Source organism: Trabulsiella odontotermitis (genome assembly GCF_030053895.1).
Lineage (GTDB): Bacteria > Pseudomonadota > Gammaproteobacteria > Enterobacterales > Enterobacteriaceae > Trabulsiella > Trabulsiella odontotermitis_C.
In genome coordinates, this window is the sequence record NZ_CP125781.1 from 2,088,729 (window position 1) to 2,114,891 (window position 26,163).

25 protein-coding genes and 1 pseudogene are annotated in these 26,163 nt (G+C 54.8%); 11 read left to right on the top strand and 15 right to left on the bottom strand.

The genetic code is table 11. The features are described 5' to 3' along the window. Positions 1-79 precede the first annotated feature (79 nt). Entirely contained in the window at positions 80-871 is a 792-nt protein-coding gene (locus QMG90_RS10000; RefSeq protein ID WP_283283932.1) for an AraC family transcriptional regulator, read from the top strand. Here the strand turns inward: QMG90_RS10000 and QMG90_RS10005 are convergent. Beyond that, on the bottom strand, positions 866-1,312 hold the full coding sequence (locus QMG90_RS10005) for a DUF441 domain-containing protein (RefSeq protein ID WP_283283665.1): 447 nt from the start codon (positions 1,310-1,312) through the stop codon (positions 866-868). The genes QMG90_RS10000 and QMG90_RS10005 overlap by 6 nt on opposite strands. A gap of 205 nt (positions 1,313-1,517) precedes the next feature. Here QMG90_RS10005 and yoaI point away from each other — a divergent pair, with 205 nt between their 5' ends. Further along, complete coding sequence (gene yoaI, locus QMG90_RS10010; RefSeq protein ID WP_283283666.1) at positions 1,518-1,628, top strand: small membrane protein YoaI; 111 nt, start codon at positions 1,518-1,520, stop codon at positions 1,626-1,628. On the opposite strand, the gene QMG90_RS10015 is transcribed toward yoaI, so the two are convergent. From QMG90_RS10015 to yeaG, 3 genes are all read right to left on the bottom strand, one after another. Then, the gene (locus tag QMG90_RS10015; protein WP_430381688.1) at positions 1,622-2,104 is read right to left on the bottom strand and encodes a YbaK/prolyl-tRNA synthetase associated domain-containing protein; all 483 of its coding nucleotides are present in this window, start codon (positions 2,102-2,104) and stop codon (positions 1,622-1,624) included. The two genes, yoaI and QMG90_RS10015, sit on opposite strands and share 7 nt — an antisense overlap. A gap of 120 nt (positions 2,105-2,224) precedes the next feature. After that, positions 2,225-3,502: a YeaH/YhbH family protein gene (locus QMG90_RS10020; RefSeq protein WP_283283668.1), complete on the bottom strand. Its 1,278-nt coding sequence runs from the start codon at positions 3,500-3,502 to the stop codon at positions 2,225-2,227. 88 nt (positions 3,503-3,590) lie between these two features. Continuing rightward, entirely contained in the window at positions 3,591-5,525 is a 1,935-nt protein-coding gene (gene yeaG / locus QMG90_RS10025) for a protein kinase YeaG (RefSeq protein ID WP_049850335.1), read from the bottom strand. 434 nt (positions 5,526-5,959) lie between these two features. Between yeaG and QMG90_RS10030 the strand changes: the two genes are divergently transcribed. Then, the gene (locus tag QMG90_RS10030; RefSeq protein WP_283283669.1) at positions 5,960-6,706 is read left to right on the top strand and encodes a MipA/OmpV family protein; all 747 of its coding nucleotides are present in this window, start codon (positions 5,960-5,962) and stop codon (positions 6,704-6,706) included. 74 nt (positions 6,707-6,780) lie between these two features. Here QMG90_RS10030 and QMG90_RS10035 read toward each other — a convergent pair whose 3' ends face one another. The 5 genes from QMG90_RS10035 to gapA form a co-directional block, all read right to left on the bottom strand. Continuing rightward, on the bottom strand, positions 6,781-7,689 hold the full coding sequence (locus tag QMG90_RS10035) for a transporter (RefSeq protein WP_283283670.1): 909 nt from the start codon (positions 7,687-7,689) through the stop codon (positions 6,781-6,783). 66 nt (positions 7,690-7,755) lie between these two features. Continuing rightward, complete coding sequence (locus tag QMG90_RS10040) at positions 7,756-9,198, bottom strand: DUF1254 domain-containing protein (protein WP_283283671.1); 1,443 nt, start codon at positions 9,196-9,198, stop codon at positions 7,756-7,758. A gap of 10 nt (positions 9,199-9,208) precedes the next feature. Beyond that, entirely contained in the window at positions 9,209-10,561 is a 1,353-nt protein-coding gene (locus tag QMG90_RS10045) for a DUF1214 domain-containing protein (protein ID WP_283283672.1), read from the bottom strand. Between the two features lie 373 nt (positions 10,562-10,934). Next, on the bottom strand, positions 10,935-11,816 hold the full coding sequence (locus tag QMG90_RS10050) for a D-hexose-6-phosphate mutarotase (protein WP_283283673.1): 882 nt from the start codon (positions 11,814-11,816) through the stop codon (positions 10,935-10,937). A 73-nt stretch (positions 11,817-11,889) separates the two neighbouring features. Further along, on the bottom strand, positions 11,890-12,885 hold the full coding sequence (gene gapA, locus QMG90_RS10055; RefSeq protein ID WP_054178552.1) for a glyceraldehyde-3-phosphate dehydrogenase: 996 nt from the start codon (positions 12,883-12,885) through the stop codon (positions 11,890-11,892). A 340-nt stretch (positions 12,886-13,225) separates the two neighbouring features. Between gapA and msrB the strand changes: the two genes are divergently transcribed. Next, the gene (msrB, locus tag QMG90_RS10060) at positions 13,226-13,639 is read left to right on the top strand and encodes a peptide-methionine (R)-S-oxide reductase MsrB (protein WP_283283674.1); all 414 of its coding nucleotides are present in this window, start codon (positions 13,226-13,228) and stop codon (positions 13,637-13,639) included. A gap of 42 nt (positions 13,640-13,681) precedes the next feature. Beyond that, on the top strand, positions 13,682-13,960 hold the full coding sequence (locus tag QMG90_RS10065; protein WP_054178550.1) for a YeaC family protein: 279 nt from the start codon (positions 13,682-13,684) through the stop codon (positions 13,958-13,960). A 48-nt stretch (positions 13,961-14,008) separates the two neighbouring features. On the opposite strand, the gene chiD is transcribed toward QMG90_RS10065, so the two are convergent. The 4 genes from chiD to sppA all read right to left on the bottom strand — a co-directional run bounded on the left by chiD (position 14,009) and on the right by sppA (position 19,006). Beyond that, positions 14,009-15,262, bottom strand: coding sequence for a chitinase ChiD (gene chiD, locus QMG90_RS10070; RefSeq protein ID WP_283283675.1), 1,254 nt, complete (start codon positions 15,260-15,262; stop codon positions 14,009-14,011). A 170-nt stretch (positions 15,263-15,432) separates the two neighbouring features. Then, a complete protein-coding gene (gene pncA / locus QMG90_RS10075) occupies positions 15,433-16,074 on the bottom strand; it encodes a bifunctional nicotinamidase/pyrazinamidase (protein WP_283283676.1) in 642 nt (213 codons plus the stop codon). Between the two features lie 9 nt (positions 16,075-16,083). Next, complete coding sequence (ansA, locus tag QMG90_RS10080; RefSeq protein WP_283283677.1) at positions 16,084-17,100, bottom strand: asparaginase; 1,017 nt, start codon at positions 17,098-17,100, stop codon at positions 16,084-16,086. 52 nt (positions 17,101-17,152) lie between these two features. Next, the gene (gene sppA, locus QMG90_RS10085; protein ID WP_283283678.1) at positions 17,153-19,006 is read right to left on the bottom strand and encodes a signal peptide peptidase SppA; all 1,854 of its coding nucleotides are present in this window, start codon (positions 19,004-19,006) and stop codon (positions 17,153-17,155) included. A gap of 165 nt (positions 19,007-19,171) precedes the next feature. Here sppA and QMG90_RS10090 point away from each other — a divergent pair, with 165 nt between their 5' ends. The 3 genes from QMG90_RS10090 (at position 19,172) to QMG90_RS10100 (ending at position 22,873) form a co-directional block, all read left to right on the top strand. Beyond that, positions 19,172-19,723, top strand: coding sequence for an NAD(P)H nitroreductase (locus QMG90_RS10090; protein WP_283283679.1), 552 nt, complete (start codon positions 19,172-19,174; stop codon positions 19,721-19,723). A 161-nt stretch (positions 19,724-19,884) separates the two neighbouring features. Beyond that, entirely contained in the window at positions 19,885-20,928 is a 1,044-nt protein-coding gene (selD, locus tag QMG90_RS10095; RefSeq protein WP_283283680.1) for a selenide, water dikinase SelD, read from the top strand. Between the two features lie 4 nt (positions 20,929-20,932). Continuing rightward, positions 20,933-22,873: a DNA topoisomerase III gene (locus QMG90_RS10100; RefSeq protein WP_283283681.1), complete on the top strand. Its 1,941-nt coding sequence runs from the start codon at positions 20,933-20,935 to the stop codon at positions 22,871-22,873. A gap of 57 nt (positions 22,874-22,930) precedes the next feature. Here the strand turns inward: QMG90_RS10100 and gdhA are convergent, their stop codons facing one another. After that, positions 22,931-24,274: an NADP-specific glutamate dehydrogenase gene (gene gdhA / locus QMG90_RS10105; protein ID WP_283283682.1), complete on the bottom strand. Its 1,344-nt coding sequence runs from the start codon at positions 24,272-24,274 to the stop codon at positions 22,931-22,933. Between the two features lie 250 nt (positions 24,275-24,524). Here gdhA and QMG90_RS10110 point away from each other — a divergent pair, with 250 nt between their 5' ends. After that, complete coding sequence (locus tag QMG90_RS10110; protein ID WP_283283933.1) at positions 24,525-24,800, top strand: YnjH family protein; 276 nt, start codon at positions 24,525-24,527, stop codon at positions 24,798-24,800. A 21-nt stretch (positions 24,801-24,821) separates the two neighbouring features. On the opposite strand, the pseudogene QMG90_RS10115 reads toward QMG90_RS10110, so the two are convergent. After that, positions 24,822-24,896 (bottom strand): annotated as a pseudogene (locus QMG90_RS10115) (pyrimidine (deoxy)nucleoside triphosphate diphosphatase); the annotation flags it as partial. A 78-nt stretch (positions 24,897-24,974) separates the two neighbouring features. Here QMG90_RS10115 and QMG90_RS10120 point away from each other — a divergent pair. Then, positions 24,975-25,541 (top strand): carboxymuconolactone decarboxylase family protein, encoded by a 567-nt coding sequence (locus QMG90_RS10120; protein ID WP_283283683.1) that lies wholly within the window; start codon positions 24,975-24,977, stop codon positions 25,539-25,541. After that, complete coding sequence (locus tag QMG90_RS10125; RefSeq protein WP_283283684.1) at positions 25,534-26,145, top strand: CDP-alcohol phosphatidyltransferase family protein; 612 nt, start codon at positions 25,534-25,536, stop codon at positions 26,143-26,145. Before QMG90_RS10120 ends, QMG90_RS10125 begins: the two co-directional genes overlap by 8 nt. The last annotated feature ends 18 nt before the right edge of the window (positions 26,146-26,163 follow it).

A 26,163-nucleotide genomic window follows, 5' to 3' on the forward strand; every position in this document is an offset into this window, starting at 1 on the left:
AAAAGTGACGACACGATAGCGGTTTTCGTCTGTGATTAAATCAAGCTAAAATGACAGATTATCGCTAAATTCGGACAAGATAATGTACGGACTGGGACTGGATGGTTACGCCCCCGACAGCCAGCACGATGCGGCGGTGGCGTTTCGCATTCGCGTCGTTGAAGACGAACAGACTATTCCGCGCCACCAGCACCGCAAAGGGCAACTGATCCTCGCATTGCACGGTGCCCTGACCTGTGAAGTGGACAACGCCATGTGGATGGTACCACCGCAGTATGCGGTGTGGGTTCCCGGCCAGATTCCGCACAGCAACCGGGCGACGCCAGGCGCGCGGGTCTGCTTTTTGTTTATCGAGCCTGGCGCGGCGCAAATGCCTGACCACTGCTGCACGCTGAAAATCTCACCGCTGGTACGGGAGCTTATACTGACGTTATCAGAACGTACCGGCCTCGCGTCACAGACTGCGGAAACCGGACGACTGGTACAGGTGCTGTTCGATCAACTCCCGCAGCAACCGCAGCAGCATTTGCAGTTGCCGGTTTCATCGCACCCAAAAATTCGCGAGATGACCGAGACCATGGCAACGGCGCCGGATCGCTGGCAAACCTTAGGCCAGTGGGCAAGCCATTTTGCCATGAGCGAACGCAGCCTTGCCCGGCTGGTGGTGAAGGAGACCGGGCTGAGCTTTTTGCGCTGGCGTCACCGTTTACAATTGATTCTGGCGTTGCAACTGTTGATTCGTGGGCAGGCCGTGCAACAGGTGGCGCACGCGCTGGGTTACGATTCCACCACCGCGTTTATCACGATGTTCAAAAAAGTGCTCGGTAAGACGCCGAAAGCGTATATCGCAGAGCTGGATCCCGGATCATGATTTTCCGAGGATCAGCGACACCAGACCGGCGGCAATCAGCGGCCCGACCGGTACACCGCGAAAAAGCGCCACGCCAAGCACCGTTCCCACCAGTAAACCAGCCACCAGATGAGGCTGCGCGCTCATCAGCGTCACGCCGCGCCCGCCAAGCCACGAGACCAGCACGCCGATTGCGATCGCCACCAGTGATTTCCAGTTAACAAACGAATGCAGCAGTGTGGAGGGCGGCAATGAGCCGCTGGCGATTGGCGCCATGACGCCGATAGTCAGAATGATAATCCCAAGGGAAAGCCCCTGTTTTTCAATCCATGGAAAAAAGGTGTTGAGGGGCGTCACGCGGACGATGATCAGTACCAGAATGGAGACGGCAACGGTGGTGTTGTGACTGATACATCCCAGTGCGGCGAGCCCCAGAAGCATCAATAGTGTGGCGTCAAACATGCGAAAAATCCCTGCAATATAAACATTAGCCCGCTTACTTTACGCGCAAACGGGCCATCAGGCAGTGATTTTTCGCAGTGTTGCTGCGGTTTGGGCAAATGCACGTGTCATCACAAGACGGACAAAAATTGCTGGTCTGTGTCATCAAAGTGACATTATATTGTGTAAGGATTTCCTAAAGAGCAGGCTGTACGAGGTAAATACCGTGAACGATCCGATGTGGGTTGAAACGATGATCATCACCGTCAGTTTTCTGGCGATCATGATGACCCTCGTTATGTCAGTACTGTGGCTGGAGCGACTGGAAGGCTATTGACGATTGTCGCGCCGAAAGTCCACCAGTTCCGGGCGAGCGATTCGCAGGTAGTCGTTCGTGTTCAGAATAATTGATTTTTCCAGCAGCCCTGCGTTAAACGCAATTTCATCGAAACGCGAGAACAGCAGCGGATCGGCCACCAGTTTCAGCGACGGATGAAAGCTGAACGGGGGAATCGCGCCAAATTCGCAGGCTGTCAGGGCATCCACTTCCACCGGACTCGCCAGCGACGCTTTCAGCCCACCCAGATGCTGCGCCAGTCGTGCCAGGTCAGCGTGCTGATCGGCCGCCAGAATCGCCAGCACGTGTTGATTCACGCCGTTTCCCTTCACTTTACACACCAGCGCTTTAGCCCCCTGGCCTAACGCGGTTCCGCGGATCGCCGAAACGGCTTCACACTTCCCGACGGCCTCATGCGCCACCACGCGAAACTGCGCGTTCCCGTTTTGCAGTAAGTCGAGGATTTGCTGATGGATATTGCGATCTTCAAGCTCTGTCACCGGTTTCTCCTTGATAAGAACATCATCAGGATACTTTACTGCAGGCGGAGAGGGGGAACAACATCGCTGCCCTGCGGGAAGGCAGCGATGAAGGGGTTATTTTTCAGTACCCTGTTTCTGGAACAGTTCCCGGAAGACGGGGTAGATATCTTCCTGATCGCGGATGTGCTGCATGGCAAAGTTTTCGAACGTCGCCTGCAGATGCTCATACTCCCGCCACAGCGTCTGGTGTGCCCGACGGGTGATTTCGATGTAACTGTAATACCGCACCACCGGTAGCAGTTTTTTCGCCAGAATTTCATGGCACAGCGGGGAGTCATCCGCCCAGTTGTCACCATCCGACGCCTGCGCTGCATAGATGTTCCATTGTGCCGGGTCGTAGCGCTCTTTCACCACGTCATCCATTAGTTTCAGGGCGCTGGAGACAATCGTGCCGCCGGTTTCTTGCGAGTAGAAGAACTCATGCTCGTCCACCTCTTTGGCCTGGGTATGGTGGCGGATATAAACAACGTCGACGTTTTTATAGGTCCGGCTCAGGAACAGATAGAGCAGGATATAAAACCGTTTCGCCATATCCTTGGTGGCCTGATCCATCGAGCCAGAGACGTCCATCAGGCAAAACATCACCGCCTGACTCGACGGTTCCGGACGTTTCTCGTAGTTCTTGTAACGCAGGTCAAAGGTGTCGATAAACGGCACGCGTTCGATTTTCGCCCGTAATTCGGCGATCTCTTTGCGCAGGCGCTCCTCCTCAAGCAATTGCGCCGGTTCGCTGTGGCTGACGACATCAAGACTCGCTTCCAGTTCGCGCAGTTCGCGACGTTTACCGGCGGTCATTGCGGTACGACGCGCCAGTGAGTTCTGCAACGAGCGTACCACGCTGATGTTGGCGGGCACGCCGTTAGAGGTGAACCCGGCCCGGTGTGTTTTGAACTCATTCAATTGTTGCTGCTGGTTTTTCTTCAGATTCGGTAGCGCCAGATCTTCGAACAGCAAATCCAGGTACTCGTCTTTGGAAATCTGAAAGACGAACTCGTCCTGACCTTCCCCGTCAGGGCTGGCCTGGCCTTGTCCGCCGCCGGAACCCGCGCCGCCGCCCTGCGGACGCTCAATGCGATCATTCTGGACAAAATGGTCGTTGCCGGGATGCACACGATGGCGCAGCCCGCCACGACCCTGATGAAACATGGGCTCGTTAATATCATCCGTTGGAATGGAAACGGACTCGCCGCTGTCGATATCAGTCACTGACCGTTTGTTGATGGCCTCTGAAATCGACTGCTTGATTTGCGCTTTATAACGGCGCAGGAAGCGCTGGCGGTTCACCGCGCTTTTGTTTTTACCGTTCAGGCGCCGGTCAATAAACCAGGTCATAGGCCCCCCGTACTGCTTTTGCCAACCATACGCAGTTCCTGGTAATGCCGGATGGTGCTCCGCTAATCCGGCCTACCGGGTGTTACTGTTATGACGATTTACGTACGCGGAGATACCATTCGCACAGCAGACGCACCTGCTTACGGGTATAGCCTTTCTCCATCATCCGGTCGACGAAATCATCGTGCTTTTTCTGCTCGTCGGTTGAGGTTTTGGCGTTGAAGGAAATTACCGGCAACAGCTCTTCGGTGTTAGAGAACATTTTCTTCTCAATGACCGTACGAAGCTTCTCGTAGCTGGTCCAGTTCGGGTTACGTCCGTTGTTGTTCGCTCTGGCACGCAGTACAAAATTGACGATTTCATTACGGAAGTCTTTCGGGTTGCTGATCCCCGCCGGTTTCTCGATTTTCTCCAGTTCCGCGTTCAGGGATTCACGGTCAAACAACTGACCGGTATCCGGGTCGCGGTATTCCTGATCCTGGATCCAGAAGTCCGCGTACGTGACATAACGGTCAAAAATGTTCTGCCCGTACTCGGAGTAGGATTCCAGGTAGGCGGTCTGTATCTCTTTGCCAATAAACTCGGCATATTTCGGGATCAGATAACCTTTGAGGAATTCGAGATAGCGTTCCGCCTGCTCCTGCGGGAACTGCTCGCGTTCAATCTGCTGCTCCAGTACGTAGAACAGATGTACCGGGTTGGCCGCCACTTCCGCATGATCGAAGTTGAAGACACGAGAAAGGATTTTAAAGGCGAAACGCGTCGACAGCCCGTTCATGCCTTCATCTACTCCGGCGTAATCGCGGTACTCCTGATAAGACTTGGCTTTCGGGTCGGTGTCTTTCAGGCTTTCACCGTCATAGACGCGCATCTTCGAGTAGATGCTTGAGTTTTCCGGCTCTTTCAGACGCGAAAGGATGGAGAAGCGCGACAGCGTTTCCAGTGTGCCCGGCGCGCAGGGCGCATGGGTCAGCTCACTGTGATTAAGCAGTTTCTCGTAGATTTTGATCTCTTCAGAGATCCGCAGGCAGTAAGGCACCTTAACAATGTACACACGGTCAAGGAACGCCTCGTTGTTTTTGTTGTTACGGAAGGTCACCCACTCAGATTCGTTCGAGTGCGCGAGAATAATGCCGTTAAACGGCAGGGCTGAGATGCCTTCCGTCCCGTTGTAGTTCCCTTCCTGGGTCGCTGTCAGCAGCGGGTGGAGCACCTTGATAGGCGCTTTAAACATCTCGACGAATTCCATGATCCCCTGGTTGGCTCGGCACAGAGCGCCGGAGTAACCATAGGCATCCGGGTCGTTCTGCGCGTAATGTTCCAGTTTACGGATGTCGACTTTACCGACCAGCGCAGAGATATCCTGGTTGTTCTCATCGCCCGGTTCTGTTTTGGCGATGGCAATCTGTTCGAGAATGGACGGTCTGACTTTGACCACACGGAATTTGGTGATGTCGCCGCCGAATTCATGCAGTCGTTTCGCCGCCCACGGCGACATGATTGTGCCGAGATAGCGGCCAGGAATGCCGTACTCTTTGTCCAGAATCTGCGCATCTTCCTGCGGATTAAACAGACAGAACGGGTGGTCATTGACCGGGCTGCGCTCACCATTAGCGCTCAGCACATAAATCGGTACACGCTGCATCAGTGATTTCAGCCGTTCGGCAAGCGAGGATTTACCGCCGCCCACTGGCCCCAGCAGATAGAGGATCTGTTTCTTCTCCTCCAGCCCCTGAGCCGCGTGCTTCAGGTAAGACACAATTTGTTCGATGGCTTCTTCCATACCATAGAACTCTTCAAACGCCGGGTAGCGTGCGATAACCCGGTTCGAAAAGAGACGGGATAGCCGTGGTTCCTGAGCAGTATCGACCATGACAGGCTCACCGATAGCCATCAATAGCCGTTCTGCCGCGTTGGCATAGGCACTGCGATCTTGCCGGCAAATGGTAAGAAATTCCTGCAGTGTGAACTCTTCGTCCTTGGCAGCTTCATAGCGCTGGCGATAGTGATCGAATATATTCATGGCATGCCGTCCTTTCGTTTTTTAGCACAGGTTAAGAGCCGTTCGTATGAATAATGGAGGCTCCCGGAAGAGGTAAGCACAACGCCGTTCACTGATGATCCAGCAACCCTTGTGCCAGGTTGCTGGTACGCCCAGCTTAACGTGCCCGGCAATTACACCTTCTGAAATTAAGCGTAGATGGCATTTGCGAAACTTGCATGGTGCCAAAAATTAATTTCAATGACATATCAATGACTCATCCGAAAATAGTTACTGGTTATTAACACGATATGACCAGCATTCATCTGAGGTTCATCGAACGGTCAAAAGAGTGTCATCTGAAAATGCCACTTTAAGCAGTTTATTAATATAAATGAAAGTAAAAGAATTGAGCTCAGAAGGCCAGACGGTTACACTTTTTTGCCGCTTAGAATTAGACAACAGGATAATGGATTGTGACTAAACTAAAACTTTTAGCGCTGGGCGTTCTCATTACGACCTCCGCCACCGCTGTGCAAGCTGAAGGAAAATTCACGCTGGGTGCTGGTGTTGGTGTCGTTGAGCACCCTTACAAACAATATGATGCCGATGTCTACCCGATACCCGTTGTTACCTATGAAGGGGATAACTTCTGGTTCCGTGGCCTGGGTGGTGGTTACTACCTGTGGAATGACACCAACGACAAACTGTCTGTTACCGCTTATTGGGCGCCTCAATACTTCAAGCCCGGCGACAGCGATAATAACCAGATGCGTAAACTGGATCGCCGTCAGTCCACCATGATGGCCGGTCTTTCTTACGTTCATAACACCGAATACGGTTTCCTGCGCACCACGCTCGCTGGCGATACACTGGATAAGAGCAACGGCATCACCTGGGATGTAGCCTGGCTGTACCGCTATACCAACGGCGCGCTCACACTGACGCCGGGCATTGGCGTTGAGTGGGCAAGCGACAACCAGAATGAATACTACTACGGCGTTTCACAGCGTGAGTCGCGTAAGAGCGGCATGCGCAGCTATGACCCGGACAGTAGCTGGAACCCGTATCTGGAATTGTCGGCGAACTACAATTTCCTCGGCGACTGGAGCGTTTACGGTCTTGCCCGTTACACCCGCCTGTCTGACGAAATCACCGACAGCCCGATGGTGGATAAATCCTGGAGCGGTCTCATCTCCACCGGGATCACTTACTCCTTCTGATATTGCACGATGGTTGTGCACAACGTGCATCAAAACAGGGCGCTTGCGCCTTGTTTGCTTTTTCATAGTGCAGGCTACCAGGCGTACTGGATCCGGAACGTCCAGTTATCCACGTCAGGCGTTGTATAGCTGCGATGCTCAACGGTTCTTAACCACGAGACCATACCGCCAAAATGGGGCGTCAGCATAAAGCCGAGCGAGGCACCCAGCGATGTGCTTTGCTGCTGGTTATTCTGCACATCGCTGTTGACTGTCGTTTCACCGCCACCCGCCCAGGTTCCGTCTGCCGAAACCCACAGCGCCGGGGAGAAGGTATAGCTGATATGCCCTTCGGCAGCATACTGCGGCCGCTGCGACAGCGTCTGATCGCCGTGATAGTCGTTATTGTCGGTATAGAACGTGGCCCAGGTATTCAACTCAAACCAGAAGGGCCCCAGCGGGTAACCGCTCGCCAGCTCCGGGCGAAACGCCCAGCGATTAGCACCCGTGTTGATATTTTTATTCCTGTCATAACTGCCAGTGGGCACGGTCACCCAGAACGCGGCGGTAATAAAAGGTTCCGGTGTCCATTGGCGAAACGCCTCTTTACTCAGCGCCGGGCCGCCCGTCAGATTGTGCACAAAAAGAATTTGTGTGTCAGCGAGGTTGCTGGTGCCCCTTGAGCCAGTCAGCCACTCGGCATCATTCAGAGACGCCGATACATTGGCATATGGCTGAATGATTTGTATCGCCGATAATCGCCCGTCAATAGAGAACGTATGGGCGTAACGCAGAACGAACAGATCGGCATCGGTATTCACACCGTCAAAGGGTAGTGCAGTATTGATGGCGGTTGAGGCGTTAATGTTGCTGTAATAAGCAAAAACCATGTCGAGATCGGTGGGCAGTGCTTGCCAGTCACGTGCGTTGTCTGCAAGCGCCAGCGGTGAAGACAGGGCAGCAGAAAGCGTCAGCCAACAAAGGGCAGGCCATTTACGGGTCATGATAGGTATACCCCAGTATCAGATAAACGATGACGCTCTGGTAAGGTCATTACCAGAGCGGGTAGGTTATGGTTTTGGCTCCACGGCGGGTGGCTGCCAGCGGTGCTGCAAAATATCCTGCTTAGGGTCATAGGCGCGGATCATTAATGAAAACGCACCTTTCTGTGGCGTGGGCAGCCAGTTGGTTTCCCGGTCTTTACCTGGAGAGTCAGATTGAAGATAGAGGGTCAGCGAGCCATCGTCGTTATAACGAAGGTCTTTGTTGCGCGTCCCCAGCGCATAACGGTTGATGCTGTTCTCAACAAAAAAGTGATGCGGGTTATAGACCGTCAGGGACCAGAACCCGGCAACTGGTGGTGTTTGCCCGGCGGGGAAGGTCAGGGTATAGCGCGATTTTCCATCAAGCAGCGTGCCGTTTTTGTCAAAGTCCTGCACGAAATACTGTGTCTCCTCGGGTTTATTCACGAAAATGAATGCGCGGGCGGAGGCGGTACGGGTGAAGAAATCAAATCCAAACTGTGCGCCGTTGATGTTGGCGCTCCAGTAATTCCCTGCGGGTCTTCCGGCTAAATGGAACGCCAGTAGCGGCTGGGTGAGTTCGCGCTCGGCGTCCTGCGTTGCCGCATCTATCAGGTGGCGATAGCGCGGCGTTTGGTACAGCTCAAGCAATTGTTTCGCTTTGGCGTACTGCGCCTCTTCACCTGCCATCGGCCGTACGTCGTTCAGCACTTCCGGTAGTAGCTTCCAGAAGTTTTCTGGCGTTACCCAACGGGTTTCGCCTTCTGTTTTATGTTCAGCGGGATACTGTTTGAGTGCGCCCCAATCGCGCGGCTGCGGTTTGCCGGTGTAGTTCGCGAGCGGGTAGAGGTTGATACCGGAGATCAGTGCCTTCACCGCCTTTTTATCCTCAGGCGTATCTGCCTGGAATACCCGCGGGATCAACACTGCCGTGTTACTGGTGGCGCGAAATACTTTCCTGATCCCCGGCGGGACGGTGCCTTGCCAGTCAGGCCCGACCAGCAAATAGAAACCCGGTCTGGTGCCATATTGTCTGCCGAGGCTGCTAAAGCTGTCTGTACGCAGGTCAACAGCCTGGAAGACCCAGAAGCGGCTGCCAAAATCGGGGATTTGCACCACCATCGGGGATTTATCCAACGCCAGCGAGGCGAAACCATACACCACATCCTGATTCGGGCACGCTACCTGGCGCTCGTCAGGCTTGATGTAATCGTCCAGCATAGACAGCGTATTCGGCGGGCCGGCCGGTACCGTGCCGCCAAGCAGTCCCGCTTCGGGCAGATGGCTGAAGGCCAGACGGCGTTGATAGAGGTTGATCATCGGCCAGGCCCACATCCAGGTATCTTTCACTGCAAGGTCAAGCCAGGCGGCGCTGACATTCATGCTTTCTACTGTCGCGGGGGTGGTGGTCGTGCTGGTTGACGCGCTGGCGCTAAAACCCGCCGCCAGTAATACCATGCTCACCGCAAGTGCTATCGGTTTTGTTTTCATGTGTTCTCCCTTAGAACTGGTTTTCATTGACAGGTGTTACCACCGGAGGGAAACGATCGCCTGCGGCGACGTCCGCTTCAGGAACGTAAGCCCGGAAGGTGAAGGCGAACGCATGGTCGGGCGCGGAAGGCAGCCAGTTGCTTTCCGGGAAGTGTTTCGGCGGGCGAGGGCCGATGACGATATCCAGCGACCCATCGCTGTTCTTTTTCAGCCCGGAATAATTGTTGAAGTTGTAGCGCTTAAGTGGATTCGGAATAACCTGGTAGTCAGGAATGCTGACCATGATGATTGACCAGAACGCTTTTGCCATCGTCTCCGGTAATGCATTAGCCGGGAAATGCAGACGATAAAAACCGTTGCCGTTCAGCGACTGACCGTTACTGTCTTTCGATGCCAGGTAATAAACCGCTTCACCAGGGCTGTTAGCCCAGATCCCGAGCAGGTTAAGCGAGGTACGCATGCGGTAGTCGGTACCATAATGTCCGTTATAACCGCGACCTTCTCTGTGCCCGCCAAGCCAGTTGTTTTTCAGGGTGGCGATTCCGGTGTGCGCTTCCTGCATGAATGCCGGAATAACGCGTTGGGTCAGGATGTTGTCCGTTTGCTGGCGGTACTGGCTGCTGGCATGCACTTGCTGCGCAATATCGCGGACGCTTTGCTGTAACCCGGCGGCGACAGGGGTGTAATCGGGTGCGCTTTGCAGGATAGCCTCGGCGTTATCAAACAGCGCGACACCCGGCAGTTTGCCATTGGTGAAGTCAGGGATCGCCGGTGGTAGTTCGATACGCGGCGTTCCGGTGACAGACAGGGTGACTGCCTGCAGCAGTTTCGTCGCTTCTTCCGGCGTGTCTTTCAGCTCAATACGACCCATCAGTTTCGCTTTATGGGTGGGTAATATGACAGGAACCACGCCTTCCGGTAATTTGACGTTGCTATGAGCAGTAATCAACGCAAATACACCGGATGGATGATTCGGATAAACTCTGTTATTTATATTGGTAATATTATCTCCCCATTCATTTAATAATTGAATGGTGTAGTAACGATCTTTAATTTCCGGCACAGAGAGCAGTACAGCTGAGCTATCATCAATCGCAATCCACGATTCCAGATAGTTGACATCAAAATTAGGATTAACGAATGCAGTACTACTGGGGGAATTATAATATTTAATGACGTTATAATTCATTCCCGGCTCGCGCATATCGGTATTTTCCTGACGGATAATCAACGCGCGCCCGAGTAAATAACTCCAGGCGTTATAAAGCTGACTCTCGTCAGTTGGCGCCTGCGCTCTTACCGCTGAGGTCAACGACATCGCACCGATAAGTAGCGAGACAACAAGTAATCGAATTGAATTCATACCCACTCCTTTGTAAGCCTGTGTTATCTGCAGCTGCACGATTCGGTGAAGAACAGACAAGTTAGTACTGCGCACAGGACATAAGGGAAAACTTCGGATCCCATTTAATGACTATTACTATTGATATTTCTCTAATAAGCGATGCCAAATAACGACATGCCGGGAAAATAATACATAAATGATGGTCTTTAGAAAGTACGAAGGCGGGTAAAACTGAAATGCAGACGGTTTATATTTCTGAACTGGAAAAAGGCTCGCAATTTTACGTTATTGCAGAAAGATTCATACACGGTTTTAAACAGACATAACTTTGCTAAGAAATGGCTTACTGTAAAATGGCCGGTGCGTATATTCATCCGGCCATTTTCTGCGGTTAGCGATTGACCTGAATGGTCTGCGCCAGACGAGTTGGTTTGTCTTCCTGCGCTTTCTGGGTTTTGCTGGCGCAGGCGGTTTCTACACAGACGAACGTTTTATAACCGTCGTCCGGCATGTCACCCATGCTGACAGAGAGTGCAGGGCCCGGGTTCCAGCCGACCACGTCACTATTGTGGCTATGGATGACGTTGATGCGGCGCGCAAGTGCGCTATCATGGATGACGCTGCATCCTTCGGCATTCATGTACACACGGTCGGTGCGGTCCGGGAAGGTCTGCACGCCGTCGGTGAGGGCGTCTTCCTGCGCGTTATTGACCTTGTCGATGAAGCGATCGCCCAGCCCGGTGACTTTCACCGCCGCGATGTCGCCGACGTTAAAATAGGTGTGCAGGGCAGAGGTGGTTTCGAAATCACCATGTGCTTCCAGCTCGATCTCACAGGTTTTACCCAGTTTGAAACGCGCGTAGAGGGTGAATTCATGCGGCCAGAATTTGCGGGTGGCGTCGCTGCTCTGCAATTCAAACGTCAGCACCACGCCATTATCGTCTTCATTATGGGCTTTCAGCGTCCACGGCAGATTGCGGGCAAAACCGTGCGCAGGCAGTCCCTGCTGTGCGGCCGGACCAAACCATGGCCAGCAAATCGGCACGCCGCCACGTAACGCGACGCCATCCTTGAACGGCGTGTTGTTACTGAGCCACAGCACTTCTTGTTCACCCACCGGTTTCCAGGAGAGCAGATGCGCGCCCTGTAACGCCAGCGAGGCTTTAGCCAGCGGGTGATCGACGACGACAAGCTCCAGCTCATCAAGCTGGCGACGAGAAAGGACAGGGGTAAGCTGTTCAACAACCGGGAGAGCAAAAATTTTATTAATCATGGTGCAATCCTTCGTTAGCCACAAAAAAAAAGGCGACCGAGGTCGCCTTTATAGATCAGTTTCTCATCTCAACTTATTTGGAGATGTGAGCGATCAGATCCAGAACTTTGTTGGAGTAGCCAGTTTCGTTGTCGTACCAGGAAACCAGTTTCACAAAGTTATCGTTCAGTGCGATACCCGCTTTGGCATCGAACACGGAAGTGCAAACTTCGCCGTTGAAATCGGTAGAAACAACGTCGTCTTCGGTGTAACCCAGAACGCCTTTCATCGGGCCTTCAGAAGCGGCTTTGATGGCTTTCTTGATGTCTTCGTAGGAAGCTGCTTTTTCCAGACGAACAGTCAGGTCAACAACGGATACGTTCGGCGTCGGAACGCGGAACGCCATACCGGTCAGTTTGCCGTTCAGTTCCGGCAGAACTTTACCTACAGCTTTAGCAGCACCGGTAGAAGACGGGATGATGTTCTGAGCCGCGCCACGGCCACCGCGCCAGTCTTTGTGAGACGGGCCGTCAACGGTTTTCTGCGTCGCGGTAGTTGCGTGAACGGTGGTCATCAGACCTTCGATGATGCCGAAGTTGTCGTTGATAACTTTAGCCAGCGGTGCCAGGCAGTTGGTGGTGCAGGATGCGTTGGAAACGATGTCCTGGCCAGCATATTTCTCAAAGTTAGCACCACGTACGAACATCGGGGTGTTGTCTTTGGACGGGCCAGTCAGAACGACTTTTTTCGCGCCAGCGGTGATGTGTTTACGTGCGGTTTCGTCGGTCAGGAAGATACCGGTTGCTTCAGCAACAACGTCAACACCGACTTCGTTCCACTTCAGGTTAGCCGGATCGCGTTCAGCGGTAACACGGATTTTTTTACCGTTTACGATCAGATGACCGTCTTTCACTTCAACGGTACCGTCAAAACGGCCGTGAGTGGAGTCATATTTCAGCATGTAAGCCATGTAGTCAGCGTCTAACAGGTCGTTGATTGCTACGATCTCGATGTCAGAACGTTTCTGAGCAGCACGGAAAACAATGCGACCGATACGGCCAAAACCGTTGATACCTACTTTGATAGTCATATATTCCACCAGCTATTTGTTAGTGAATAAAAGGTTGCCTGTAAAATTACAAAAACCTTACGCAGCGTCAAGCGGAATCGTGTCAATCATTGCGACAAATCAATCCTCTGAATAACCTTTGAACGACTGACTCGCCTCACTCTTCCTATGAGCTTGCAACCATATGGGGGCTGCGCCCGGAATTTTAAAGGGCCAGAGAGATAAAAATGTGAACTATCTCACAATTACCCGGCCGCGCATTTACACCGTCTAAGTTTAGAACAAAAGTCTACGCCTCAGTGTTAATGTTTTGTTAGAATCGGTCTATGTGATGTCTGTTTCAACCGCGAGATGTGAGCCCATGGCGAATCAAAAAACCCCGGAAGAACTGAAAAAAGACCTGAGTGAAATGCAGTTCTACGTGACACAGAATCACGGTACTGAACCGCCTTTTACCGGACAACTCCTGCATAACAAACGCGATGGCGTCTACCACTGTCTGGTGTGCGATGCACCGCTGTTTACCTCGCAAAGCAAGTACGATTCGGGCTGCGGCTGGCCGAGCTTTTATGAGCCCGTCAGTGACGAAGCCATTCGTTATCTGAACGACTACTCGCACGGGATGCAGCGCATTGAAATTCGTTGCGGCAATTGCGATGCCCACCTCGGGCATGTTTTCCCGGATGGTCCGCAGCCAACCGGTGAGCGCTATTGTGTGAATTCGGCCTCGCTGAGCTTCACCGACGACGAAAATGGCGACAAAACGAAGGGCTGAAAAAACGATTCAGCAAATTATTCCACAGGAGCGGAAAACGTAATGAATGTTGATGAAATGATCAGCGTAATGACGCCGGAAATTTATCAGCGTCTGGTAACGGCGGTCGAGCTCGGAAAATGGCCGGACGGTGTGGCGTTGACGCCAGAGCAGAAAGAGAACAGTCTGCAACTGGTGATGCTGTGGCAGGCGCGGCATAACACCGACGCGCAGCACATGACCATCGACACCCAGGGTCAGATGGTGATGAAGAACAAGCAGCAGCTGAAAGAAGATTTTGGCATCGCGCCGAAGTCCATCGCCACGCTTAAAATGCAGTAATTTGTTTATGTGTCGGGCAGGCATCGCGCCCGCCCGACAGCCTCTCTCTTAGTGCTTAATGCCTAACGATGTCGCCAGCTGTTTCGCCAGTTGGTTTTTGTCGTCTGCGCCATACTCCCAGAACATCGCGCCGCCTAAACCTTTCTCCTTGATGTACTGCGCCTTGAGGTCTACAGAACGCGGGTTCTCATATGACAACGCAAACAATGGTTCGCCGCTGGCAGATTTCACTGACAACCACGGCATTTTGGCCTGATCGTCCCAGTGCTCAGTAAAGCGTTTTTGTGGATCGTTAATCAGCTTGCTGACGATATCGTTGTACTTCACGTAAGTGTCTTTATCGAGGTGATAACCGAGCGAGCTGAACAATGCTTTTTCTGCCTCGCCAAAATAGGGTTTGGTCACCGGATTATTCTGCGCATCTGCTTTCGTCCAGTCGATTCCTGGCTCAACGGCGCGTTTGGGTACCCGGCCATAAAACCCGATCCCCAGGTTCATCTGTTCCGGCTTGAGTCCGGCGGCCAGATAGTTGTTGACCACGAAATCAGCGCTGTATTTGTCTGCTGCGGCAACCGTCGGCCAGGCGCTGGAATCATACAGGTTCGAGTTGAAATATTGCGTGCCGTACGCCATGTCGTAAGTCATCAGATTGATGTAGTTCAGCACCGGCGCAATGGCCTTCACGTCAACCCAGCTTTTCGGACTTTCCGCATTCGCACCGACAGCAATAGTCACCAGTTTGTTATCACCCAGCGCCTGACGCAGTTCTTTCAGCAGAGCAGTGAAGTTATCACGATCCGCTGGTTGCTTATCCACCAGACCCCAGGCTCCGTTAACCGGATACTCCCAGTCAAGGTCGATGCCATCAAGGCCATAGCGTTCCATGACGTCCTGAACGGAGCGAATGAAGGTCGCGCGACTCTCTTTGTTATCCGCCGCGCCGGAGAAGCCACGCGCGCCCCAGCCACCGACCGACAGCAGGACTTTCAGATTTGGATTCTGCTTACGTAATTCAGGAACCTTTTGCAGATCGGCCTGCACTTTCGGAGACAACCAGAGCTGATGCAGCTTAGTCGGATCTTTCAGCGCGTCGTTGGTTTCGTCTTTCTCATTGTTGTAAATCAGGCCGAATGAATAGTTGAGATGGGTGATCTGGCGGACATCAAGCTTATCGATATCGCCGCCGGGACCGGCTGTGACGTCGCCGCCACCGTTAAAATAGCCGACAGAGATCAGGGGCGCGGCAAAGGCATGGGAAGCGCAGAGCAGGGGTAATGCTGCCAGCAATGGCAAAAGTTTCATACTGTTTCCTCTTTGACAATTTTTAAAAACCAACACGCCACGGAAATGGCGTGGCGAAAAAAACAACCGGATCAGAATAGCAACGAAGGGGCAACAAAACTGCGAGTGAGGTTCAACTTATTGTCATCATGCGGAAAATGCCCGGCAGGAGGTGCCGGGCAGAGGATCAATCAGGCGTGGGTTTCCTGCCAGTCTGCCAGCGTATACAGTGTGGCGCCTTCCGACGCCATATCCATAAACGCCTGCGCGCTGTCCTGAGGTTGAATGTTCACACCGCGACAGCCATCGGTGATCACGCTGACGGCATAACCCAGTTGCAGCGCGTCCAGCACAGTGAACTTGACGCAGTAGTCTGTCGCCAGCCCCATCACGATCAGTTCCGTGATTTCATGATGGCGCAACCAGACATCAAGGCCGGTTTTGTTTCGGTGGCCGTTGTCAAAAAAAGCGCTGTAGCTGTCTATTTTCGGGTTTTCGCCTTTATGAAACACCGCGTCGATCGCTTTTTGTTTTAACAACGGATGCAGGGCGGCGCCTTCGCTCTCCTGTACGCAGTGATCCGGCCACCAGGTTTGCGCTAAACCGTCCAGCTCGCCCTGCGTATAAGGTTCGGCATCATGCTGACTGGCAAAACTGCCGTGGTCCGCCGGATGCCAGTCCTGGCTGGCGACAATCGCTTCACCGCGTGCTTTGCACCAGTCAATCAGGGTATTGGCGATGTCTATCGTGCTGTCACCTTCCGGCACGGCCAGCGCGCCGCCCGCGCAGAAATCATTTTGTAAATCGACAAGTAATAGTGCCCGGTTTTTCATCAAAGCTCCTCAGTCGTCCGGCGTCAGCTCACCACGCAAGTTCTGCTGCATAGCATCACGGATCGCCGGTGCGTCCAGATGTTGACTTAACAGATAATGAAGTTTAGTCAGCGTCGCCTCAACGGTCATATCAAACCCGCTGATAACACCTGCCTGCGCCAGTGCGTTGCCGGTGGCGTAACCGCCCATATTCACTTTACCGGACATACACTGCGTGAGATTGACCACCACAATACCGCGCTGACTGGCCTGCGCCAGTTCCTGCAAAAACTCGCCGTTTTGCGGCGCATTACCGACGCCGTAAGAGCGCAGGATCAGCGCCTTCACCGGCTGGCGGAGGAAGTTACGCACCACGTCCGCAGAAATTCCCGGGTAAATCGTCACCACGCCAATCGGCTGCGGGGTAATCGGGTGAACGTTCAGCGTTCCGCTGCCGTGCGGGGCGGGTGGCGTACCGAGACGGCGGATGTGAATACCGGCCTCCAGCAGCGCGGGCAGGTTAGGCGAGGCGAAAGCGTTGAAACCGTCAGCATGCGCTTTGGTGGTGCGGTTGCCGCGATAGAGACAGTTATTGAAAAACAGCGTCACTTCGTTGATCGGATAATTCGCCGCCACATACAGCGCATTCAGCAGGTTGATCTGCCCGTCAGAACGCAGTTCGGCAAGCGGAATTTGTGACCCTGTCACAATTACCGGTTTACCCAGATTTTCCAGCATAAACGACAGCGCCGAGGCGGTGAACGCCATGGTGTCGGTACCATGGAGGATCACAAAGCCGTCATACTCGTCGTAATGTTGTCTGATGTCATCGGCGATGTGCCGCCAGTCTTCCGGCGTCATATCTGATGAGTCCATCAGCGGAGCGTATTCGTGGATGGTGAAGTCCGGCATTTCAGGACGGTGGAATTCAGGCATCAGCGCCAGCTGACGCTGCAGATGACCGGAAACGGGAATGTAACCCTGCTCGGAGCGTTGCATACCGATGGTACCGCCGGTATAAGCAACGTAAATCGATTTTTTTTGCATGGTATCAGGCTATTACGTAAAGAAAATCCCCTCCATCAGGAGGGGATACCAGTTACTTAATATTGGCGCAGGTGAGACAAAATGCATAGCGGTTTTGCGGATCGTTAAAGGCGGCGAGTTTGTCGGTCTCCGCCTTCACGGCACTGGCGGCTGTCACGACAGGCGCAGGGAAGTAAGCCTGCAACACCTGCGGCAGCGCGGCGTGAACCGAACCGCCCAGGCTGTCCATTAACCGGCTGAACAGACTCGGCTCTTCCTGATAGTAATCAACATGCCACGTTTTCACTTTGGCGAGCGACGCGGCTTTCGCCACCGCATCGTCAAAGTCGCCGAGGCTGTCGACCAGACCGTTGGCTTTCGCATCCTGACCGGTCCAGACATGACCCTGGGCGATTTTATCGATCTGCTCCGGCGTGCTCTTACGGGCCTGTGCCACCAGCGTAATAAAGCGCTGATAACCGTTTTCAATGCTCAGTTGCATCATCTGCTGCACTTCCGGCGGTAACGTTTTGGTCAGCGAGACATCCGCCAGTGGCGAAGTCGCCACGCCATCGGTATGAACGCCAATCGAATCCAGCGAGTTTTCAACGGTATTGATGACGCCAAAGATACCAATAGAACCGGTCAGCGTGCTGGCGTTTGCCACGATGTAGTTCGCCGGGGTAGAGATCCAGTAGCCGCCGGACGCCGCCATGCCGCCCATCGACACCACCACCGGTTTGCCGGCCGCTCTGGCCGCCGCCAGTTCTGAACGGATCACTTCCGATGCCGTCACGCTGCCGCCAGGGCTGTTCACCCGCAGCACAATCGCTTTCACTTTCGGATCGAGTCGCGCATCGCGGATTTGCGACGCGGTGGTATCGCCGCCAACATTCCCCGGCGTCTCCTCACCATCCATGATCGCGCCATTGGCAAAGACCACAGCGATGCTGTCGCCTTTGTCGGACGGGGTATTCAGCGAGTAATCGTAGTAACTGACCGCACGGTAGTTTTTATCTTCCGCATTCCAGCCAAACTGTTTCGACAGCACTTTTTCCACTTCAGCGCTGGATGCCAGTTGATCGACCAGTTTGTTATCCAGCGCATACTGCGCCGTGTCGCCGCCGGTTTTGCGTAAACCGTCTAACAGACCCTGCGCGCCAGGGAAGACCTGTTGCGGGGTGATTTCACGGTTCGCGGCGATAGTGTTCAGATAGTTCTGCCACAACTCGCCAATCCAGCGGCTGTCCGCTTCGCGGGCGGCGGGAGACATATCGTCGCGGATGAACGGCTCAACGGCAGATTTATACGTCCCGACGCGGAACACATGGGTGGAGACTTTCAGCTTGTCGAGCAGGGATTTGTAGTACAGCCCGTTAGTGGCAAACCCGTGCAGATCCACCAGCCCTTGCGGCGAGAGATAAATCTTGTTGGCAAAGCTCGCCAGGTAATACTGGCCCTGGGAGTAATTGTCGCCGATGGCGTAAACCGGTTTCCCGCTGTCGCGGAATTCACGCAGCGCCTTACCAATGTATTGCATGGACGGTTGATCGCCGCCGGCAAAATCTTTCAGATCCAGCACAATGCCGGTAATGTTACGGTCATCTTTCGCCTGACGGATGGTCTGCACGATATCAAACAGTGAGTTTTCCTGCAGGCGGTCGGAACTCGCACCGAAGAACTGACGGCTGAAGGCGCCGAATTTGCTGCTGGTGGAGGGTTTATCCACCACCACGCCGGTGATATCCAGCAGCAGCGCGCCGCGCGAGGCATGCTCGGTGGTGGTATTACTGAACTGCGCCCAGATACCGACAACCACCAGCACCAGCAGGATAAAAAATAAATTCAGCACCAGCTCACGGATAAAGTTGAGCAATCGCCATGTCCATCTAAAGAAACCGGCAATGATTCGCCAAAGGGTTCGCATGTATTCTCCCTGACCAGACAGATAAAGAGTGCGCTACTTCAGGCGTAACGTACGGGTATCCTAAAGTTACCGCCGCCGGTTGTCAGCAGGAATCGGCGCCTGCTCTGTAACTAAATCGCTAACCATGTTAATTTTGTGAAATATTATCCCACAGGAGCACGCCAAATGGATGCACTTGAACTACTGGTAAACCGTCGCAGCGCTTCTCGCCTGACAGAGCCTGCACCGGCGGGAGAGCAACTGGAAAATATTCTGCGCGCAGGTATGCGCGCGCCGGATCACGGGACGTTACAGCCCTGGCAGTTTTTTATTATTGAAGGTGATGGCCGCGAGCGTTTCAGTCAGTTGCTGGCTGACGGCGCGATTCAGGCGGGTGAAGATGAAAATGCTGTCGATAAAGCGCGCAGTGCGCCGTTTCGTGCGCCGTTGATCATCGCCGTGGTGGCGAAATGTCAGGAACACCATAAGGTGCCGCAGTGGGAGCAGGAGATGTCTGCCGGTTGCGCGGTAATGGCGATGCAGATGGCGGCGGTTGCCCAGGGGTTTAACGGTATCTGGCGCAGCGGTGCGCTGACCGAAAATCCGCGGGTTCGCGACGGTTTTCACTGTCGCGCGCAGGATAAAATCGTCGGTTTTCTCTATCTCGGTACCCCGCAACTGAAAGCGTCGACGACGGTATCAGTGCCCGATACGTCGCCGTTTGTGGTGCGTTTCTGACGTTTTTTGCCCGGTGTGTATCCCGCGACCGGGCATTCCCTCCGTTTTCCCCGCCAGGTCTGCGCGCTTAATGAGCAACAGTGCGCGAAATCAGACAGCAGCACTTATCACGCCACGCTTTGAGCGGTACCATAGCTGGATTGCAATGACAGGAGATGTCCATGAGCGAGCAAGCCATTCGTTTAACGCAATACAGCCACGGAGCCGGTTGCGGTTGTAAAATTTCCCCCAAAGTGCTGGAAACCATTCTGCACAGTGAGCAGGCGAAGTTTGTCGACCCGAACCTGCTTGTCGGTAACGAGACCCGCGACGACGCAGCGGTCTATGATCTGGGCAACGGCACATCGGTCATCAGCACCACCGACTTCTTTATGCCGATCGTCGATAACCCGTTCGATTTTGGTCGCATCGCGGCCACCAACGCCATCAGCGATATCTTTGCGATGGGCGGTAAGCCAATCATGGCGATTGCCATTCTGGGCTGGCCGGTCGAGAAGCTGTCGCCGGAAATCGCCCGTGAAGTGATTGAGGGCGGGCGTTTTGCCTGTCAGCAGGCGGGTATTGCGCTGGCGGGCGGCCATTCCATTGACGCGCCGGAGCCGATTTTTGGCCTCGCGGTCACCGGGATCGTCCCGACCGAACGGGTGAAGAAAAACAGCACCGCGCAGGCGGGCTGCAAGCTGTTTCTCACCAAGCCGCTGGGCATCGGCGTGCTGACTACCGCCGAGAAAAAATCGCTCCTCAGGCCAGAACATCAAGGGCTGGCGACGGAAGTGATGTGTCAGATGAACCTCGCAGGGGCGGCATTTGCCAATATCGACGGCGTGAAGGCGATGACCGATGTCACGGGTTTTGGCCTGCTGGGGCACCTCAGCGAAATGTGCCAGGGCGCGGGCGTGCAGGCGCAAATCCGCTTTGCTGATGTGCCGAAACTGCCAGGCGTGGAAGAGTACATCGCCAAAGGCGCAGTGCCGGGCGGTACCGGGCGTAACTTTGCCAGCTATGGTCATCTGATGGGCGAAATGCCGGACGAGTGGCGTTCGCTGCTCTGCGATCCGCAAACCTCCGGCGGTCTGCTGCTGGCGGTTCTCCCTGAGGCGGAAGCTGAAACACAGGCCGCGGCGGCGGAATTCGGCGTTACGCTGACGGAAATCGGCGAGCTTATCACGGCGCGCGGCGGTCGGCCGATGATCGAGATCCGTTAAGTCGATGCGTCTGTTCATCGCGGAAAAGCCGAGTCTGGGTCGTGCCATTGCGGACGTGCTGCCAAAGCCGCACCGTAAAGGGGATGGCTTTATCGAATGCGGCAACGGGCAGGTGGTCACCTGGTGTATTGGTCACCTGCTGGAGCAGGCGCAGCCGGATGTCTATGACAGCCGTTATGCTCGCTGGAACCTGACGGATTTGCCGATCGTTCCGGAAAAGTGGCAACTACAGCCGCGTCCGTCGGTCACCAAACAGCTTAACGTCATTAAACGGTTCCTTCACGAGGCCAGCGAAGTCATCCACGCGGGCGACCCGGATCGCGAAGGGCAATTGCTGGTCGATGAAGTGCTGGATTATCTGCAACTGTCGGCGGAAAAGCGCCAGCAGGTGCAGCGCTGCCTGATTAACGACCTCAACCCGCAGGCGGTCGAGCGGGCGATTTCTCGTCTGCGCGCCAACAGTGAGTTTATTCCGCTGTGCGTATCGGCACTGGCCCGCGCCCGCGCTGACTGGCTGTACGGCATCAACATGACCCGCGCGTATACGTTACTCGGGCGCAACGCCGGTTATCAGGGTGTGCTGTCGGTGGGGCGCGTTCAGACCCCGGTGCTGGGGCTGGTGGTCCGGCGTGATGAAGAAATTGAAAACTTCGTCGCCAAAGATTTTTTCGAAGTGAAAGCGCACATCGTCACCCCGAAAGACGAACGGTTTACCGCCACCTGGCAGCCGAGCGAAGCCTGCGAGCCGTATCAGGATGAAGAAGGGCGCCTGTTGCACCGTCCGCTGGCGGAGCACGTGGTGGCGCGCATCACCGGGCAACCGGCGATGGTTACCGCGTACAACGACAAACGCGAATCGGAGCCGGCGCCGCTGCCGTTTTCGCTTTCCGCCCTGCAGATCGAAGCGGCAAAACGCTTCGCCCTGAGCGCGCAGAACGTGCTCGATATCTGCCAGAAGCTGTACGAAACCCACAAGCTGATTACCTATCCGCGTTCCGACAGCCGCTATCTGCCGGAAGAACATTTTGCTGGTCGTCAGGCGGTAATGAATGCGATTGGCGTTCATGCGCCTGATTTGTTGCCACAACCCGCGGTCGACCCCGATACCCGCAACCGCTGCTGGGATGACAAAAAAGTCGATGCCCACCACGCGATTATTCCCACTGCCCGCAGCGCCTCGGTACGTTTGAGCGAAAACGAAGCCAACGTCTATGGCCTGATAGCGCGCCAGTACCTGATGCAGTTCTGCGCTGATGCGGTTTACCGGAAATGTCAGATCGATCTGGATATCGCCAACGGCAAATTTATCGCCAAAGCGCGTTTTCTCGCTGAAGCGGGCTGGCGGACGCTGCTGGGCGCGAAAGAGCGCGACGAAGAAAACGACGGCACGCCATTGCCGGTGGTAGCGAAAGACGATGAACTGCTGTGCGAGAAAGGGGAAGTGGTGGAGCGCCAGACCCAGCCGCCGCGCCATTTCACCGACGCGACGCTGCTTTCTGCCATGACCGGTATCGCTCGTTTTGTACAGGACAAAGAGCTGAAAAAGATCCTCCGCGCTACTGATGGGCTGGGCACCGAAGCCACCCGCGCCGGGATCATCGAGCTGCTGTTCAAACGCGGTTTCTTAATCAAAAAAGGGCGCTATATCCATTCGACTGATCCGGGTCGGGCGCTGATCCACTCACTGCCGGAACTGGCGTCGCGACCGGACATGACTGCGCACTGGGAGTCAGTGCTGACGCAAATCAGTGAAAAGCAGTGTCGCTATCAGGATTTCATGCATCCGCTGGTGGGCACGCTCAATGAGCTTATCCAGATGGCGCGCAATACGCCAGTGACACAGTTCAGAGGCATAGTCGCGCCAGGCGGCGGGAATAAACCGGCACGGGCCGTAGGCCGGGTCAGGCGCAGCCGCCACCCGGCGAAGGGTGGCACCGAAGCATAAAAAAGCCCGGTGGCGCTGGCGCTTACCGGGCCTACAACAGCGCAGCGCTTCGAGAGCTTAAATCACACCCTGCGCCAGCATCGCGTCGGCGACTTTTACAAAGCCAGCGATGTTTGCGCCGCGCACGTAGTGGGTCTGCTTGCCTTCACCGCCATACTCCACGCAGGCCTGGTGAATATCCAGCATAATGTGGTGCAGACGGGCGTCGACTTTCTCGGATTTCCAGCTCATTCGCGCGGCGTTCTGCGCCATCTCCAGCCCGGACGTTGCCACGCCGCCCGCGTTCGCTGCTTTACCTGGTGCAAACAGCACACCGGCTTCGAGGAACAGATCGGTCGCGGCAATGGTCGTCGGCATGTTTGCCCCTTCCGCCACCACCTTCACGCCGTTGGCAATCAACTGACGCGCGGCCTCAACATCCAGTTCGTTCTGCGTCGCGCACGGCAGGGCAATATCTACCGGCACTGACCACGGCTGTTTGCCTTCCAGATAGGTCAGGCCAAATTCGCGGGCGTAATCGGCAACGCGACCGTCGCGGCTGGTTTTGATTTCGCACAGACGCGCCAGTTTTTCTGCCGTAAACCCGGCTTCATCGACTACCGTACCGCTGGAGTCCGATGCGGTCACCACGCGGGCGCCAAAGGCCATCGCTTTTTCGATCGCATATTGCGCGACGTTACCGGAACCGGAGACCGCAACGCGCATCCCTTCCAGACCGAGCCCGTGGCGTTTCAGCATGGCGTCAGTGAAATAGATCAGACCATAACCCGTCGCTTCCGGGCGGATCAGGCTGCCGCCGAATGACAACCCCTTGCCGGTAAACACACAGGCGGTATTGTTCGACAGCTTTTTCATCATCCCGGCCATAAAGCCAACTTCACGCGCGCCAACGCCGATGTCGCCAGCCGGGACGTCGGTATCCGCACCCAGATGGCGGTACAGTTCAGTCATCAGGGCCTGGCAGAATCGCATGATTTCGCCTTCGCTTTTGCCTTTCGGATCAAAATCACTACCGCCTTTACCGCCACCCATCGGCAACGTGGTAAGGGCGTTTTTAAAGGTTTGCTCAAAGCCAAGGAATTTCAGGATCGACAGGTTCACCGACGGGTGAAAACGCATGCCGCCTTTAAACGGACCGATAGCGGAGCTGAACTGGACGCGCCATGCCCGGTTAACCTGCACCTGATTGCGGTCATCAACCCAGACAACGCGGAACTGAATCACGCGCTCTGGCTCTACCAGCCGTTCAAGTAACGACAACTGGCGATAGCGCGGGTTCTGTTCAAGAAAGGGCCAAAGGGTGGACATCACTTCTCTTACCGCTTGCGCGAACTCGTGTTGCTGGGGATCGCGCTGTTGAACGTGTGAGAGAAATGTCTCCAGAGATGCTATCTGTTCCATAGACGGTTAAACCTCTTGTGATTGTGAATCGTTTCGTAGTGTTTGTTGTATTTGCTTTACTTATAATTATCAGGACAGCGATTTTCGAATATACCATCGGCTATGCGGCGGCTGACAAGGAAAATTCAGCCCGACGGTAAAATTCATAATTTGCGGCAGGTCATAACTAAATGCGATGGTGAGTCAAATTTAAGGAAGTCAGAATATCTGCCGATAATCCGAAAGTGAGTTGTTATCAGGATGAGAAATGATGAAACAAAGTGTGATAATCGCATTGCTGGCCGTTGTCGCGTTGGCCGCGCAGGCAGAAGAACGCTACCGCCCGGATGTGGAAGTGAACGTCCCGCCCGAGGTGTTCAGCTCCGGCGGACAACGCGCGCAACCCTGTGCACAATGCTGCATCTATCAGGATCAAAACTATTCCGAAGGGGCGGTAATCAAAGCAGAAGGGGTGATGCTGCAATGTCAACGCGATGAGAAAACCCTCAGCACGAATCCGCTGGTCTGGCGGCGAGTAAAACCATAAACGCTTCCAGCAGGGGGATATCGGCGGGCGCTGCGCCAGCAGGATTTTTCCGTCGCATTCGATGATTGCGGCGACCACATCAATCGTTTTAAGCATATGAATCAACACTCTCGTTAACGTGATGCCATACTATCGTTTCCTTTGTGATGACTAAAGCACACCAGGAGTTTGCAGGTGAAAAATGATGCGCCGTGGGTTGCTCCGCTGCAACAGCTTCCCGCCAGTCTGAAACCCATCGCTGCCATGCAACAAAAACATTATGGCGCGGTGCTGAATCCCACCCGCTGGTGGGGACGGATGCCACGGCTGTTCTGGCTGGTGGCGTTGTTTGTCGGTTTTCTTGAGCGTCGCCGTTCACCGCTGTCCCCGGAATTGCGGGCGCTGCTGATGACCCGCGTGTCGCAGGTTTGCCATTGTGATTTTTGCATCGATGCCAACAGCCTGCGGCTGGCGGAGCGCAGCGGCGCCATGGAGAAAGTGCTGGCCGTTGCTGACTGGCGGGATTCTGTTTTATTTACGGCACAGGAGCAGGCGGCGCTGGCCTATGCGGATGCCGTCTCCGCCACGCCACCGCGGGTAGACGATGCCCTGAAAACGGAGCTGACTGCCCGTTTCAGCACAGACGCGATCAGCGAAATGACGGCGTTGATTGCGTTTCAGAATCTCTCGGCGCGCTTTAACGCCGCGCTGGAGATCCCGTCACAGGGATTGTGCCAGCGCGCAGGGCATCCTGATGCTTGATCGTCATCTGCATCCGCGGGTGAAACCGTGGCTCAATATTCTGGCGGAGCGGCTCGACAACACTGGCGTGACGCCGGACGGCATCACGCTGGTCGGCTTTGCCATCGGCCTGCTGGCGCTGCCGTTTCTGGCACTGGGCTGGTACGGGGCCGCGCTCGCCGTGATCATCCTGAACCGACTTTTTGACGGGCTGGATGGTGCACTGGCGCGGCGGCGGGGGCTGACGGACGCTGGCGGCTTTCTCGATATCGCCCTCGATTTTCTCTTCTACGCCCTGGTGCCGTTTGGCTTTATTCTCGCCGACCCGGCGCACAACGCGCTGGCGGGAAGCTGGCTGCTGTTCGCGTTCATCGGCACCGGCAGCAGTTTTCTGGCTTTCGCGGCGCTTGCGGCAAAACATCAGATCGATAACCCCGGCTATGCGCACAAGTCGTTTTATTATCTGGGCGGCTTAACCGAAGGCAGTGAAACGATCGCGCTGTTTGTCCTGAGCTGTCTGTTTCCGGCGTGGTTCCCGGTGATGGCGTGGATTTTTGGCGGCTTATGCTGGCTGACGACCCTGACCCGCGTGTGGAGTGGGTACGTGACGTTGAAGCAGTTTTAAGCCCGGCAGACGCGCTGC

Coding starts and splice junctions, on each gene's coding strand:
- QMG90_RS10005 (WP_283283665.1), bottom strand. CDS start 1,312: ATGTTTGACGCCACACTATTGATGCTTCTGGGGCTCGCCGCACTGGGA.
- QMG90_RS10020 (WP_283283668.1), bottom strand. CDS start 3,502: ATGACCTGGTTTATTGACCGGCGCCTGAACGGTAAAAACAAAAGCGCG.
- yeaG (WP_049850335.1), bottom strand. CDS start 5,525: ATGAATATATTCGATCACTATCGCCAGCGCTATGAAGCTGCCAAGGAC.
- QMG90_RS10035 (WP_283283670.1), bottom strand. CDS start 7,689: ATGACCCGTAAATGGCCTGCCCTTTGTTGGCTGACGCTTTCTGCTGCC.
- QMG90_RS10040 (WP_283283671.1), bottom strand. CDS start 9,198: ATGAAAACAAAACCGATAGCACTTGCGGTGAGCATGGTATTACTGGCG.
- QMG90_RS10045 (WP_283283672.1), bottom strand. CDS start 10,561: ATGAATTCAATTCGATTACTTGTTGTCTCGCTACTTATCGGTGCGATG.
- QMG90_RS10050 (WP_283283673.1), bottom strand. CDS start 11,816: ATGATTAATAAAATTTTTGCTCTCCCGGTTGTTGAACAGCTTACCCCT.
- gapA (WP_054178552.1), bottom strand. CDS start 12,885: ATGACTATCAAAGTAGGTATCAACGGTTTTGGCCGTATCGGTCGCATT.
- msrB (WP_283283674.1), top strand. CDS start 13,226: ATGGCGAATCAAAAAACCCCGGAAGAACTGAAAAAAGACCTGAGTGAA.
- QMG90_RS10065 (WP_054178550.1), top strand. CDS start 13,682: ATGAATGTTGATGAAATGATCAGCGTAATGACGCCGGAAATTTATCAG.
- chiD (WP_283283675.1), bottom strand. CDS start 15,262: ATGAAACTTTTGCCATTGCTGGCAGCATTACCCCTGCTCTGCGCTTCC.
- pncA (WP_283283676.1), bottom strand. CDS start 16,074: ATGAAAAACCGGGCACTATTACTTGTCGATTTACAAAATGATTTCTGC.
- ansA (WP_283283677.1), bottom strand. CDS start 17,100: ATGCAAAAAAAATCGATTTACGTTGCTTATACCGGCGGTACCATCGGT.
- sppA (WP_283283678.1), bottom strand. CDS start 19,006: ATGCGAACCCTTTGGCGAATCATTGCCGGTTTCTTTAGATGGACATGG.
- QMG90_RS10090 (WP_283283679.1), top strand. CDS start 19,172: ATGGATGCACTTGAACTACTGGTAAACCGTCGCAGCGCTTCTCGCCTG.
- selD (WP_283283680.1), top strand. CDS start 19,885: ATGAGCGAGCAAGCCATTCGTTTAACGCAATACAGCCACGGAGCCGGT.
- QMG90_RS10100 (WP_283283681.1), top strand. CDS start 20,933: ATGCGTCTGTTCATCGCGGAAAAGCCGAGTCTGGGTCGTGCCATTGCG.
- gdhA (WP_283283682.1), bottom strand. CDS start 24,274: ATGGAACAGATAGCATCTCTGGAGACATTTCTCTCACACGTTCAACAG.
- QMG90_RS10110 (WP_283283933.1), top strand. CDS start 24,525: ATGAAACAAAGTGTGATAATCGCATTGCTGGCCGTTGTCGCGTTGGCC.
- QMG90_RS10125 (WP_283283684.1), top strand. CDS start 25,534: ATGCTTGATCGTCATCTGCATCCGCGGGTGAAACCGTGGCTCAATATT.